This window comes from Corynebacterium sp. HMSC072G08 (genome assembly GCF_001809185.1).
Classification (GTDB): domain Bacteria; phylum Actinomycetota; class Actinomycetes; order Mycobacteriales; family Mycobacteriaceae; genus Corynebacterium; species Corynebacterium phoceense.
Map to the genome: position 1 here is coordinate 17,306 of NZ_KV796400.1, position 13,964 is coordinate 31,269.

At 63.1% G+C, this 13,964-nt stretch carries 11 protein-coding genes, 1 tRNA gene and 1 pseudogene; 3 read left to right on the forward strand and 10 right to left on the reverse strand.

What is annotated here, in order from left to right:
* The first annotated feature begins 12 nt into the window (after positions 1–12).
* Positions 13–1,269, forward strand: coding sequence for an amino acid permease (locus tag HMPREF2559_RS02510; protein WP_070539447.1), 1,257 nt, complete (start codon positions 13–15; stop codon positions 1,267–1,269).
* An 87-nt stretch (positions 1,270–1,356) separates the two neighbouring features.
* Here the strand turns inward: HMPREF2559_RS02510 and HMPREF2559_RS02515 are convergent.
* The 4 genes and pseudogenes from HMPREF2559_RS02515 to HMPREF2559_RS02530 all read right to left on the reverse strand — a co-directional run.
* A pseudogene (locus HMPREF2559_RS02515) lies at positions 1,357–1,638 on the reverse strand (SDR family oxidoreductase); the annotation flags it as partial.
* Positions 1,639–1,675: 37 nt separating this feature from the next.
* Positions 1,676–2,800 carry a trimeric intracellular cation channel family protein gene (locus tag HMPREF2559_RS02520; protein WP_066488409.1) on the reverse strand — a complete coding sequence of 375 codons (1,125 nt, stop codon included), beginning with the start codon at positions 2,798–2,800 and terminating at the stop codon, positions 1,676–1,678.
* Positions 2,801–2,903: 103 nt separating this feature from the next.
* Positions 2,904–4,565: a mechanosensitive ion channel family protein gene (locus HMPREF2559_RS02525; RefSeq protein WP_070539452.1), complete on the reverse strand. Its 1,662-nt coding sequence runs from the start codon at positions 4,563–4,565 to the stop codon at positions 2,904–2,906.
* A gap of 466 nt (positions 4,566–5,031) precedes the next feature.
* Positions 5,032–5,105 (reverse strand) — tRNA-Ile (locus HMPREF2559_RS02530).
* Between the two features lie 228 nt (positions 5,106–5,333).
* Here HMPREF2559_RS02530 and HMPREF2559_RS02535 point away from each other — a divergent pair.
* Entirely contained in the window at positions 5,334–6,299 is a 966-nt protein-coding gene (locus HMPREF2559_RS02535; RefSeq protein ID WP_066488403.1) for a DUF1906 domain-containing protein, read from the forward strand.
* Here the strand turns inward: HMPREF2559_RS02535 and HMPREF2559_RS02540 are convergent.
* From HMPREF2559_RS02540 to HMPREF2559_RS02565, 6 genes are all read right to left on the reverse strand, one after another.
* Positions 6,296–7,135, reverse strand: coding sequence for a hypothetical protein (locus HMPREF2559_RS02540; protein ID WP_148138763.1), 840 nt, complete (start codon positions 7,133–7,135; stop codon positions 6,296–6,298). The genes HMPREF2559_RS02535 and HMPREF2559_RS02540 overlap by 4 nt on opposite strands.
* A 147-nt stretch (positions 7,136–7,282) precedes the next feature.
* Positions 7,283–8,935, reverse strand: a complete 1,653-nt coding sequence (locus HMPREF2559_RS02545; protein ID WP_066488399.1) for a solute symporter family protein — start codon at positions 8,933–8,935, stop codon at positions 7,283–7,285.
* Positions 8,936–8,938: 3 nt separating this feature from the next.
* Positions 8,939–9,271: a DUF485 domain-containing protein gene (locus HMPREF2559_RS02550; protein ID WP_066488599.1), complete on the reverse strand. Its 333-nt coding sequence runs from the start codon at positions 9,269–9,271 to the stop codon at positions 8,939–8,941.
* A gap of 390 nt (positions 9,272–9,661) precedes the next feature.
* Positions 9,662–10,525 carry an aldo/keto reductase gene (locus HMPREF2559_RS02555; protein ID WP_066488396.1) on the reverse strand — a complete coding sequence of 288 codons (864 nt, stop codon included), beginning with the start codon at positions 10,523–10,525 and terminating at the stop codon, positions 9,662–9,664.
* A 194-nt stretch (positions 10,526–10,719) separates the two neighbouring features.
* Positions 10,720–11,079, reverse strand: coding sequence for an FKBP-type peptidyl-prolyl cis-trans isomerase FkpA (fkpA, locus tag HMPREF2559_RS02560; RefSeq protein WP_066488386.1), 360 nt, complete (start codon positions 11,077–11,079; stop codon positions 10,720–10,722).
* 168 nt (positions 11,080–11,247) lie between these two features.
* Positions 11,248–12,543: a citrate synthase gene (locus HMPREF2559_RS02565; RefSeq protein WP_077210084.1), complete on the reverse strand. Its 1,296-nt coding sequence runs from the start codon at positions 12,541–12,543 to the stop codon at positions 11,248–11,250.
* Between the two features lie 245 nt (positions 12,544–12,788).
* Here HMPREF2559_RS02565 and serC point away from each other — a divergent pair, with 245 nt between their 5' ends.
* Positions 12,789–13,925, forward strand: coding sequence for a phosphoserine transaminase (serC, locus tag HMPREF2559_RS02570; RefSeq protein WP_066488376.1), 1,137 nt, complete (start codon positions 12,789–12,791; stop codon positions 13,923–13,925).
* Positions 13,926–13,964 lie beyond the last annotated feature (39 nt).

Genomic DNA, 13,964 nt, shown 5'->3' on the forward strand with positions numbered 1-13,964 from the left:
GGAGGCCCCGCGATGTCTGCGACCACCGCACCCAGCTCGACCTACGTCCAGGACCCCACGATGGCAAGCTCCCACTCGACGTTTGGCTGGGCCTCCACGCTTTTTGGCACCGCCATCGGTGCGGGCATTCTCTTCCTACCTCTGTCCGCCGGCGCCTATGGATTCTGGCCGCTGCTCATTGCCACCGTGCTCATCGGTCCGCTTACGTATCTCTCCCACTACGCCTACGCGCGCATCATCGCTCGCTCCCCGCAGCCCGGCGCGGATCTCCTCGCGGCGCTTACCAGCTACTTCGGCCAGAGTACCGGCGCATGGCTCGCCGTGGCCTACCTCATCATGCTCTTTCCCGTGCTCCTCGTGTATTCGGTGAGCATCACCACCACCGTCGATAACTTCATCGTCAACCAGCTCGGCGGCCCGGAGATCCCGCGGTGGATACTCGCACCGATCCTCATCGGTCTCCTCGTCGCAGCCCTGGCCTTCGGCGAACGCATCATGCTCGCCGCCGCAGAGCTTCTCGTCGTCCCGCTGCTCATTGCACTCGGCGCCTTCTCGCTCTACCTCATCCCGCAGTGGGACTTAGGCTCCTTCCTCACGGTCTCCTCCGAGCACTCCTTCTGGGAATCCCTGGTGCTCATCCTTCCGGTGCTGGTCTTCTCGTTTACCTTCATCGGCTCGCTGTCCCAGTTCGCCGTCTCCACCCAGCGCAGTCACGGCGAGTTCGCCGAAGCTCGCCTCTCCCGAGTCATTATGCTCACCACGGTCCTGCTCACCGTTTTCACGATGTTCTTCGTCTGGTCCTGCGCGCTCGCCCTAGGCGCAGACGGCATGGCTCAGGCCGCCGCGGATAACCTGCCGGTGCTCTCCTACTTCGCGAACACCACGGGCACCCCGTTCCTGGCGCTTGTCACCCCGATCGTCGCCATCTGCGCCATCGCCTCCAGCTTTATCGGCGTAGCCCTAGGCGCACGCGAAGGCTTGCAGTTCCTCGGCGCTCGCTTGAATCCCTCCCAGCGTGAGCTTTCCGATGCCCCCGTCTACCTGTTCATCTTCACCGTCGCCACCTTCGTGGCCATCGTCGAGCCCTCCGTCATGGACCTCATCACGGTCGCCGGCGGCCTCCTCATCACCATCTTCCAGTTCGGCGTGCCCATGCTCGCCGTCTACGCTGTCGCACGCCTGGCGCCGCTGCGCCGCAGCCCCGGCAACGCCGTCATCATCGCCTTCGGTGCGGTCGTTCTCGGCTCGACCATCTGGGGTTTCTTCTAAACCCACCGCGTTCTAGGCCCACCGGGACACACGAAAGCCCACGGCACGGTTGCACACCTGCGCCGTGGGCTTTTCTCGCGCCTTAAGCTACGGAGTTGGGAAACCACCCGTCGCGCCGATGGTCTCACCCGAGACGAAGCTCGCCTCCTCCGAGGCCAGGAAGACGTACGCACCGGCCATCTCCACCGGCTGCCCGGCGCGGCCGAGGAAGGACTTCGAGTCGAATTCCATAACCCCCTCGGTTGGCTGGCCACCCGCGGGCTGCAGCGGCGTCCACACGGGGCCGGGCGCCACGGCGTTGACGCGAATGCCGCGCGGCGCAAGCTGCGTGGACAGGCCCTTGGACATCGAGTTCATCGCCGCCATCGTGGGCGTCGTCGTGGCCCCGATGTAAAAGTCGCAACCTCTAAGCGTTAGCCCCTGGCTGACGCTTATCGTATTTTTCCACCAGCTTGTCAATGAGCTCGTCCGTGAGCTTGTCGTCCGCAAGAATCGCGTCGAGCATGCGCTGATGGTCCGGCTTGTCCTGATAGGAGTCGCCGGCTAAGTCCATGCCGATGTCGTTGGCAAAAGTGCTCAGCACAGTCGAGCCCGTCTCCGCCGCGCTTTCCGATGCCCCCTTCTCCCCCGCGTCGGCCGCTACCTGCGAGGCTTCGCTCAGCTGCGCGACCTCGGAGTTGAACTCCTCGAGGAACTCGTTGGCCGCCGCCTGGGCTTCGGCGGGACGCTTGCCCTCGCGGATCTCGCGGGCGATACGCCGCTCGAGGGCATTTTCCATCTGCTTGTGCCGCCACGAACGCAGGCGGCGCGGCTCGAGGCGGCGGCCCACGGCACGCGACTTGTCCTCGGCCTTACGCGCGAGGACGGCAACCTGCGCTGCAGTCTCGTTGACCGGCGCCCACTCTTGGTCCGTGGACACGCGCCAGCCGGTCCAATACCCCAAGAGCGCGAGCGCAAAGCTCGCCACGGGTCCGAGTATCATGCCCCACGCCAGGAAACCGAGCCCATTGCCGGCGAGCACGATGACGGAGCAGACAGCTGCCGGGATGACGATGGGCTGGTTGCCACCAAAGACAGCGGGCTCACGGCCCATGCACACGTCGCGAATCATGGAGCCGCCGGTCGCGGTGAACACGCCCATCATGATGCACGGAACGACGGGCAGGCCATAGGTAAGAGCCTTCACCGTGCCAGTCCCGGCCCACAGTGCGGAGACGAGGGCGTCGCCGTGGGCTTGCAGGTGTTCCCACGTTTTACCCTTGAAATAGACGAAGCGCGCGATGAGCGCACCGGCGAAAGCGAGGTAAAGGTATTCGGGCTGGCTCATCGCCGCGACGGTGCCGCGGTTGATGAGCACGTCGCGGATCATGCCGCCGCCCAGCGCCGAAAACATCGCAATGAAGAAGAACCCGATGATGTCATAGCCGCGTTGGCGCGCAATTGTGCCGCCGATAATGCCCATGAGCAACACGCCGCTCACGTCCGACCAGCGATAGATCGATTCGATGAGCGGGTCAACCTCGGAAACCATGGTCGCTATTGTAGCCAGCGCCTTGCCCCGCCGCCCACGTGGCTACGGGGCAGCTGCGCGCCGCGCGAGCAGAGGCTGCACAGAGGCTGCGCAGACTGCACAGTTACTGCGCGGCCGTGGCCTCCGCGCCACCCGTAACCGCTGCTGCGCCGGTGGGCTGCTCCGCCGCACCCGTGGGCTCGACGGTCGGCTCCTCGGCAGGCGCGGTCGTGACGGCCTGTGTCGTCGCCGCGGGCGTCTCCTCGTCCTCGCTATCGCGGCGTGCGGCGCGTTCCCGACGCGCCGTTGTGGTTGTTTGCTCCGCAGTGGTGCCGTTCTCCTGCGCCGCGGTCGGCTCGTCAGTGGCCGTGTCCTCGGACGCGTCTGTGGGCTGCTCGACGGTCTCCTGCGTCGGCTCGACGCTCTCCTCCGGCTGCGTTGCCGCGGTCGGCGCAGGCGCGGTTGTCGCCGCACTTTCCGTCTCACTGGACTTCGACGTCCAGTAGGACGGCGAGAGCCAGCCAGCGTCCGCGTCCTCCGGGTTCGCCGAGAAGAGCAGCAACAGGCCGGTCACGGCGAGCCCCACAAAGAGGCCCGTCGTCGAGCCACGCACGCGACCGCCAAGCGTCCACAGCTTGTCCCAGCGCGTCGTGGGATGGTCATCGCGCCAGATGGTACGCGGTGCCGCGTCGACGGCGTTCATGACCTCAGTCTGTGAGGCATCCGGGTGCTGCGCCGCCACATCCGGGTCCGACTCGGACGGCCGGCCCGGTCCTTGGTCGCTCGGGTCGTGCGTATCGCGCGCGGCCGCATGAGCCACAGCGTCGCGCACCTCCGCCTTGTCGGTTCCTGCCGCAGCCGGCATGACTTCGGTCGGCGCGCCGGCTCCAGCCGACCCTGCGGGGGCGGGCGGAGCGGCGGTGACGGGGGCATCGGCTAGCGGGGCGGCCGAGGACAAGTTGTAGTGATCCCAGAAGGCCGCGACGAGGGCGGAGCGAATGCCGCGCTCGACGGCCCACTGGCGGGAGGGATTGACCACGACCATGACGCGGTACTTGATCTGCCACGGCTGACCAGCGACGGTGGGCTCGATAAGGCCAGTGACCGGCAGAATCTCGATCTCGCCCGCGATATCTTCGGCGATGGCTGCGTCCTGCGCCGCATGCGAGGAAATCTCCTCAACCTTGCGGGTGACCTCGGCCAGCGTCTCGCCTGCGCGCACCGGCACCTGCAAGTCGACGACGGCGCGCGACCAATCCTGTGAGTAGTTCGTCACCACGCCGCCCGAGCCGTTAGGCACCATGACGACCTCGCCCGTCGGCGTGCGAACCTTCGTCGTGCGCAGCGTCAACGCCACGACGGTGCCTTCCACCGCCCCAGACGTGCCGTCGAAGCTCACGTAATCGCCCACACCGTACTGCTTCTCGCTCAAAATGAAGAAGCCCGCCAGGAAGTCGCCGATGATCTTCTGCGCACCGAAACCAAGGGCAGCCGAGACGACCGTCGCGGGAATCGCCGCACCGAGCGCCGGCACGCCCACGTTGGTAAGCGCCGCGATGGCAAGCAGGAAATACGCCACCGCCTGCGCAACGTAGACCAACGCGCCTGCCAGGGCGAGACGGGTCTTCGTGGATTCCTCATTGTCATCCAGCCGCGAGTCAATAAGCCTGATGACCAGGCGCCCGACACGCGGCACCAAAATCGCCATGAGCAACAACGCCGCCAACGGCAACGCGTGGTCGACGATAAGTTGCCAGAACTGGAAAAAGAAATACCGGACGTTCATACTCTCCGATACTAAAACCACCGCCGACACGGCGGGCGTGGCAGCGGTGGATTAATAGCGTTTTCTACGATTGGCGCGAGCGTTAGGACGCTGCGGGGAAAGGATCATCTTCGCGGTAGAGATACCGCGCGTGCGTATGCCGCAGGCTTTCCAGGCTCGGTGCGGCGATAGCGGTGCTCTCGACATCCGACATCCGGGTCGTCGTTGCGTTCGTGGAGAACCGCGCGCGCCCGCGTCGCCTCGGTCAACAAGAAATACTCTCACACTCACAGCACCCGTGCTGCGGCGGTATTCAATGAGAAACGCTGGGAAACTATTCATTACCGTTCCCCCTTCCCGCTGGACCCCTTGCACGTATTCTTCCAGTTCCTGTAACAACGCGCTATCAGGACGCGTTTTAGGGGGACGCGTTGGAACTGCGCAGGACGCTATTACCAGGTATACGCGCAGTTCAACGACTACAAAGTGGGGCCACCGGGGCTCGAACCCGGGACCAACGGATTATGAGTCCGTAGCTCTAACCGACTGAGCTATAACCCCTTAAAACGCACCGTGCGAGGTGCTGCGAAGTATCTTATCGTGCCCTGCGCCGCGGACTGCAATTGCTCCCCCGCGGGTGCATAAAGCGAGTCCGTCGGACGCTGGGCGCGTCACCCTCGACGGCATCGGAAGCCGGTGGTACGGTACAGATGTTAATTAGAGTGACTGTTGTGACAACAATCTCGTAACCTAGGGCGTCGCGACAGTCCGTCTTCTCTAGGAGCCTCTATGTCGTCCACCTCGCATTCTTCCGTCCACTTCAGTCGCCGCAGCCTCCTGCGCGCGGGCACGATTGCCCTCGCCGCGGGTGCCGTGGGCACGGCCGCCCCGCAGGCGTTTGCGCTCGGCCCAGTGCTCGGCACCGTTGTCGACTTCTCGGCGGGTGTTCCCTCCTCCGCCGCACTCAAGGCCGCGGGTCAGATGGGCGCGGTGCGCTACGTCTCCAAGCCGCGCGCAGGCTGGATGGCCGGCAAGCCGGTCACCCGCGCCCAGGCTGCTGCCGATGCCGCCGCCGGCCTCGCCGTTGCTTCCGTCTACCAATACAACGGCTCGGACAATCCGGACTGGGCGGGCGGGGCGGCATCGGCAGCCCAACACGCGCCGCAGGCCATCGCCATCCATAAGGCAGCGGGCGGCCCCACGGGCCGACCGATTTATATCGCGATCGACAACAACCCGTCCCGCGCACAGTACGACGGCCAGATTAAGCCCTACCTCATGGCGTTCTCCACCGCACTCAAGGCGGCGGGCTACCAGGTGGGCGTGTACGGCAACTACAACGTCATCGATTGGTGCGTACGCGACGGGATTGGCAGCTTCTTCTGGATGCATGACTGGGGCTCGGGCGGCCGCATTCATCCGCGCACGACCATCCACCAGCTGCCGCAGAACCGCCAGCGCACCATCGGCGGCGTGGTCTGCGATATCAATGACGTCTACGCGAAGGACTGGGGCCAGTGGACGCCGGGAGGCGCTGCAGCGCCGGCACCGGCCGCGCCCGCCGCCCCCGCCCACAACAGCAACCCGCTGAACGCCGTCGGCCAGATGTCCTCGCAGGTCCAGAACGCCGTGCCGGGACTCAACCTGCCGCAGGTCTCCCCTGAGGGCGTGAGCTTCAACGGCTCGTCCGTCGACTCCAAGCAGATTCAGGCGGGCGTGGACCTCGTCCAGACCGTCCTGGGGGCGATGCGCTAGGACTTCTGCCCTTCAATAAATTTCGTCGTCGCCTCGTTAAGGGCCTTGACGGTGACTTCTTTCTTCACGAACTTCGTAAGATCCTCCGCCGAGCCCGACACCGAGGCGGCGACGATGAAGTTTTTCCCGAAGCTCACGGAGGAGTGCAGCGTCTTATCGTCGGACCAGCCCCACTTGGAGCCCAGCACATTCGACAGCCGCGCCGTGCCGTAATCCTGACGGTAGCCATCTTCCGCCGTGGTCGTAGCCTGCGCCATCGCGACGAGGATGGGATGCGTGGGTGATTCCTCGCGCAGCGCCTTGATGAAGTTGACCACGTCGTAGACGGACGTCACAGACTTGCCCCACTCGCTTCCCGCGCGCGTGGATTCGAGCTCATAGTCTTCCGCCACCGTGTCGATGGACTCCGGGTAGCGCTTGAAGAGATCCGACGCGGAGACGTCCGATGAATCCGCAATCATGTCGAGCGCTTCGTACTGGTCTTCCAGCGTGCCGTGGTCAAGCACGTACTTGGCGAGATAGAGCTTGATAAGGCTCAGTGCCGGCATGGCGTTGCGCTCCCCGTCGGTGCCCATGCGCATGCCGTCCATGCGGTAATAGGACAACTCGCGGGCCTTTGCGTTGGCGACGAACTTCACTTCGCCGTCGAGGTCCGCGGCGATATTCTTTTTCGACGGCGGGGCTTCCACCGTGAGCGTTTCCACGGGGCGCGGCGCCGACAGCCGCGCGGCGGTCATCTCCCCTGTTTCCTGAGCCGCGTCCGCAGGCTTTTCATGCGGCGGTGTACACGCCACCAGCGTCCCCGCCAGCGCCGCGGCGAGGACCAGACTTATCATCCGATTCACTCACCACATATTACTAATGCCACCGCCTTCTTCAGAAAGAAGGCGGTGGCATTCAGCGTATGCGACGGGGCGGGCTACCCCTGCGGGTGTGAGCGTTGAGAAGCTAACCGTTGCGTGTTCGACCTTTAGCGGTCCCCTTTAGTGGTCAACCGGAGCCTCAACGCCCACGCCGGTGAGGGAACGAACTTCCATCTCGGCGGAGAGCTCTTCGAAGTTGTCCGGCTTGGTCATGAGCGAGACAGCCCAGCCGACGATGAATGCGAGCGGGATGGTGACGATACCCGGCGAGGACAGCGGGAACAGTGCCCAGTCCGCGTTGGGGAACATCGAGGTCTCGGTGCCGGAGACTGCCGGGGAGAAGAAGATGAGGACCAGGCAGGAGATGACACCGGTGTACATGGAGGCCACAGCACCCGCGGTGTTGAAGCGCCTCCAGTACAGGGAGTACAGGATAGTGGGCAGGTTAGCCGAGGCCGCGATGGCGAAGGCCAGGGAGACCAGGAAGGCGACGTTCTGGGTCATGGCCAGGATGCCGAGGATGATGGCGACGACACCGAGGACAACGACGGTCATCTGGGAGACGCGGACCTGCTCAGCCTCCGTGGACTGACCGTTACGGATAACGGAGTGGTAGACGTCGTGGGCGATGGACGCCGAGGCGGTAATCGCCAGGCCAGCGACGACCGCGAGGACGGTTGCGAAGGCAACGGCGGAGATGACCGCCATGAACACGGAGCCACCCAGCTCGAGGGCCAGCAGCGGTGCGGCGGAGTTCGCGCCACCCGGCGCGGCGAGGATGCGGTCCGGACCAACCAGAGCGGCGGCGCCGAAGCCCAGGATGAGCGTCATGAGGTAGAAAGCACCGATGATGACGATGGCCCAGGTCACGGAGCGGCGAGCTTCCTTCGCAGTCGGAACCGTGTAGAAGCGCATGAGGACGTGCGGGAGTCCACCGACACCGAGGACGAGGGCGATACCCAGGGAGATGAAGTCAATCTTCGTAGTGAGGGACTTGCCGTACTTCAAGCCCGGCTCCATAATCTGGGAGGCCTCGTAGCCCTTCTGCGCCAGGTACTCAGAGCCAGCGTGCGCCTGCACCGCGCCATCGAAGAGGGCACCGAAGCCACCCTTGATGGAGATGAAGACCATGGCGCACATCGCAACAACACCGGTAACAAGCAGGACGGCCTTAATCATCTGAACGTAGGTCGTGCCCTTCATGCCGCCCACGAGGACGTAGACAATCATGAGGACGCCCACGATACCAACGACGACGGCCTGCCAGAAGAAGTCGTGGATGTTGAGCAGGACCGAAACCAGGGAGCCGGCGCCGGCCATCTGCGCGATGAGGTAGAACAGCGAGACGAAGAGCGTCGCGATAGCGGCGGCCACACGGACCGGCTTCTGCTTGAGACGGAAGCTCAGCACGTCAGCCATGGTGAAGCGACCCACGTTACGCAGCGGCTCAGCCACGAGCATGAGCGCCACGAGCCATGCGACGAAGAAGCCCACGGAGTACAGGAAGCCGTCGTAACCGGTGAGCGCGACGGCGCCGACGATACCAAGGAAGGACGCGGCGGACAGGTAGTCACCGGAGATGGCGAGGCCGTTCTGGCGGCCAGAGAAGGAGCCGCCACCGGTGTAGAAGTCTGAGGCTTCCTTCGTCGACTTGCCGGCACGCAGGACCACCCACATGGTCACGACAAGGAAGACGACGAAGACGGAAATATTGAGAATCGGGTTGCCCGCGGCGGCATCGGCGCTCGCGGCGGCGAGGTGGAACGTAGTCATTGTCTATCCCTCCAGTTCTTCACGAATCTTGGCCGCACGCGGCTCGATGTTCTTATTGGCATACTTCACGTAAACCCACGTAATGATGAACGTGGTCGCGAACTGAGCAATACCGAAGGCCAGGCCAACGTTCCAGCCGCCCGGCAGCTCGGTACCCATAAAGCCCGGCGCGAAGACCGCGGCCAGCACGTAGACGATGTACCACGAGAAGAACGCGACGGTCATGGGGAACGTAAAGTTGCGGTAGGCCCCGCGCAGCTTGCCAAATTCGGCGCTCTCGCGCATGGCGATGAATTCCTCCGCAGTCGGCTCCCGGCGTTGCGCCGGGGCCGTCATGCTGGAGTCGGCAGAGAGTGCAGACATTGCATGTGCTCCTTCCAAAAGGGCGAGGGATAGGTCAAAAATTTAAGCCCGACCCCGCCGCACCGGCTCACACCGCCTGAGGCAGAGGTCACATTTTTTGCTTGATGTGTAAGTTACAGAGGATTATGTGCAACGTTGTAGCTGTCGCTAAAAATTCATCCTTTGCAAGAATTAACTACCCCCATACCCACCCTCAACATGGATATTTACAGCTTGCAAAACTACCCCCAACTTGCATACAAGCGCCTTTTGCCAACTTTGCAAACCCCAATGTGTCACACGTCTCACTAGGAAAACCGCACTCAAAAGGCCGCTGCCCCACCAGGGACAGCGGCCTCAACGTTCGCGGCCGGCGAGTGCGAACTAGCCTTCCGCACCCGGAAAGTCGCGCGGATCATTAAACATGCGCCCGAATCCCTCACGTCCGTCGAGGGAGTTCATGACGTCCATCTCCGCGCGCGTGAGCGTAAGCTCTGCCGCCGCGAAGTTCTCCGCCAGCCGCTCCTTGCGCGCGGACTTGGGGATAACCGAGATGCCCAGCTGTAGCAGGTACGCGAGCACCACCTGGCCCGTGGTCACCTCATACTTCGCAGCGATCGCCTTGATATCCGGATTAGTGAGCACCACACCGCGCGCGAGCGGCGACCACGCCTCGGTGATAATGCCGTGTTCGTCGTGGTACGCGCGCAGCTCCGGCTGTGTGAAGCCCGGGTGCAGCTCCACCTGGTTGAGCACCGGCACAATGCCGGATTCCTTGATGAGCGTATCGAGCGTCTCCTCGTAGAAGTTGGCCACGCCGATGGATGCAATCTGGCCCATGCCTTGCAGGCGCGCAATCGCATTGAACGTCTCCACGTACTTGCCACCCTGCGGCCACGGCCAGTGGATGAGGTAAAGGTCGATGTAGTCCAGCCCCAGCTTGTCCAGGGACTCATGGAAAGCCTGCGGCGCGAGATCCGCGCCGTGGTGATCGTGCCATACCTTCGTCGTCACAAAGATCTCATCGCGGGTGACGTCGCCGGCATCCATGGCCTGCTTCAAGGCCTTGCCCACGGCTTCCTCGTTCTTGTACAAGGTCGCGGTGTCGAACTTGCGGTAACCAATCTCGATGGCCTCGCGGATGGTGCGCACGCACTCGTCGTCGCGCAGCTTGTAGGTGCCCAAGCCCAGCTGGGGCATCTCACGGTCGTCATTAAAAGAAACGTTCTCTACAGTCATGTCCCCCATTGTGCCCTACCGCGGCCTGCCGCCGCCGCGTTTCTCACACTAGGCAGGGACAAGAGCTCGAAAAGTGAATGAGTCACGGGAAAATTTCAAGAAATCGACCAACTCATTCACACTAGGAACCCCAGAGATCGCGAAAGCCCCCGAGCCCGCCGTAAAGACAGACCCGAGGGCGCCACGAAATGAGGCCGTGTGGCTTAGGCCGCGCGAATGAGGTCGATGATGAAGACCAGGGTGCGACCGGAGAGCGGGTGTCCGCCGCCCACGGGGCCATAAGCCTTCTCCGGCGGGATGGTGAGCTGGCGGCGGCCGCCCACCTTCATGCCCGGAATACCTTCCTGCCAACCGGCGATGAGGCCGGTGAGCGGGAACTCGATGGATTGTCCGCGGTCCCAAGAAGAATCGAATTCCTGGTTCGTCTCATAATCGGCGCCCACGTAGTGGACCTCCACGACGCCGCCCGGCTGCGCCTCGGCGCCGTCGCCGACCACGATGTCCTCGATGACGAGTTCCGTCGGGGCCGGGCCGGTCTGGGCTTCGATCAGTGGCTTTTCCATGGGATGCACCTCTCCTTGGAGCGAATTGTTAAGCGAGATTTAGCGGTAGCGCTGCGGCCGCACAGTGGACTACAACAGCTATGAGAAAACCGCACTAGCAGCCCATTATACGGGACACCGTGCGGTTTCTCGCTATTTATGCAGCGAAGGCGCCACAAAAATTAGGGATTACTTACGCTCCGAGCGCGGGGTGAAGGCGCGGAGGGACTCACCGGTGTAGATCTGGCGCGGGCGGTTGATCTTCGTGTTGAGCTCCAGCTGCTCGCGGTACTGAGCGATCCAGCCCGGCAGACGGCCGATGGCGAAGAGCACGGTGAAGAAGTCCGTGGGGAAGCCCATGGCGCGGTAGATAAGGCCGGTGTAGAAGTCGACGTTCGGGTACAGCTTGCGGGAGACGAAGTAGTCGTCCGAGAGTGCAATCTGCTCGAGTTCCATGGCCAGGTCGAGCATCGGGTCGCCGCCGAGGTGCTCGAGGATCTCATGTGCGGTCTCCTTGACGATGGCCGCGCGCGGGTCGTAGTTCTTGTAGACGCGGTGGCCGAAGCCCATGAGGCGAACGCCCTTTTCCTTATTCTTCACGCGGTTCATGAAGTCGGTTGCGTCGCCGCCGTTGTTCTTCTGGATGTCCTCGAGCATCTCCAGGACGGCCTGGTTGGCGCCACCGTGCAGCGGGCCGGACAGGGCGTTGATGCCACCAGCGATGGAGACGAACATGTTGGCCTGGGCGGAACCAATCATGCGGACCGTGGAGGTAGAGCAGTTCTGCTCGTGGTCTGCGTGGAGGATAAGCAGCTTGTCCAGAGCCTTGGAGACGACCGGGTCAACCTCGTAGTCCTCGGTCGGGTAACCGAACATCATGCGCAGGAAGTTCTCGCGTGCGTTGAGGTTGTTATCCGGGTACATGTAGGGCTTACCTTCCGAGGCACGGTAAGCGTAAGCCGCGAGCATCGGCACCTTGGCGAGCAGGCGGACGGTCGCCTTGTCGAGCTGCTCCGGGTCCAGCGGGTTGAGCTGGTCCTGGTAGTAGGTGGAGAGAATGTTCACGGAGGAGGCGAGCACAGCCATCGGGTGCGCGTCGCGCGGGAAGATGGAGAACTGCGCCTTGAAGTCCTCATCGAGGAGGGTGTGGTGGCGGATCTCAGTGTTGAACTTGGTGAGCTGCTCCTGGTTCGGCAGTTCGCCGTTGATGAGCAGGTAGGACACCTCGTTGAAGGTGGCGTTCTGCGCCAGGTCAGCAATGTCGTAGCCACGGTAACGGAGGATGCCCTCTTCGCCGTTGATGAAGGTAATCTTCGACTCGGTGGAGCCGGTGGCGGCGTAGCCCGGGTCGAACGTGACGAGACCGGTCTCGTTACGCAGCTTGGCGATGTCAAAGCCGGAGTCGCCTTCGGTGGACTGCTTGATGTCCATCTCGTACTCGCCACCCGGGTAGTGGAGAACAACCTTGTTATTGTCGGTAGCCACGTTGGTTCCTTTCTTTGTTAAACCAGTGAATAAAGCATGTGCCATCGCTGGAGGCACCTCATAAGGCTCTCGCAGTGCGCGCTTTAAGGATTACTTTACTAGTAAACAGTACGCGCATTTCGGTTTTGCCAACTCCCCACCCTACCAGGAAATGTGACCACTACTACAACCTGCGGTCGGGGTGAATTAGTCCCCTTTTTCTAGTAAGCAACCGAAAACCCGTGAGTGGTGGCTATTATAACCGCATGAGCAACCCCAGCATTCAGATTCCTGCAGAGTTTGTCCCGTCCGATGGCCGCTTTGGTTGCGGTCCGTCCAAGGTTCGTCCGTCCCAGATCGAGGCCATCGCCAACCACGGCATCGACATCATCGGCACTTCCCACCGCAAGCCCGCTGTTAAGGACGTCGTCGGCCGCGTCCGTGACGGCCTGTCTGAATTCTTCTCTCTGCCCGACGGTTACGAGATCATCCTCTCCCTGGGCGGCGCCACCGCCTTCTGGGATGCCGCCACCTTCGGCCTTATCGAAAAGAAGTCCTCGCACCTTACATTCGGTGAGTTCTCCGGCAAGTTCGCCAAGGCCTCCAAGCAGGCTCCGTGGCTCGACGAGCCGAACATCACGGATGCCCCCGTCGGCACCGCCCCCTCCTCCGCAGATCTCAACCTCGAGGGCGCAGACGTCGTCGCGTGGGCACACAACGAGACCTCCACGGGTGCCATGACTCAGATCAAGCGCCCCAACTCGGACGCCCTCGTTGCTATCGACGCGACCTCCGGCGCCGGCGGCCTGCCTGTCGACATGAAGGAAGCTGACGTCTACTACTTCTCCCCGCAGAAGTGCTTCGCCTCGGACGGCGGCCTGTGGCTCGCTGCCATGAGCCCGGCGGCTCTGGAGCGCATCGAGAAGATCAACGTCTCGGACCGCTTCATCCCGGCCTTCCTCAACCTGCAGACCGCCGTAGACAACTCGCGTAAGAACCAGACCTACAACACGCCGGCCGTCGCTACCCTGCTCATGCTCGCCGACCAGGTCGAGTGGATGAACGCCAACGGCAAGCTCGAGGGCATGGTCAAACGCACCACCGCCAACTCGGATGTCCTCTACAACTGGGCCGAGGCCCGCGAGGGTGTTACCCCGTTCGTCGCCGAAAAGGACGCACGCTCCCTCGTCGTCGGCACCATCGACTTCGATGACTCCATCGACGCCGCCGCTCTTGCCGCTGCCCTGCGCGCCAACGGCATCCTAGACACGGAGCCCTACCGCAAGCTCGGCCGCAACCAGCTGCGCATCGGCATGTTCCCCGCCATCGAGACCGAGGACGTCGAAAAGCTCACGAAGGCTATCGATTACGTGCTCGATTCGGGCGCGGCAGCCGCCAAGTAGCTCCTTTCCTGCGATATGGTGGACACCACAGTCCGCCAT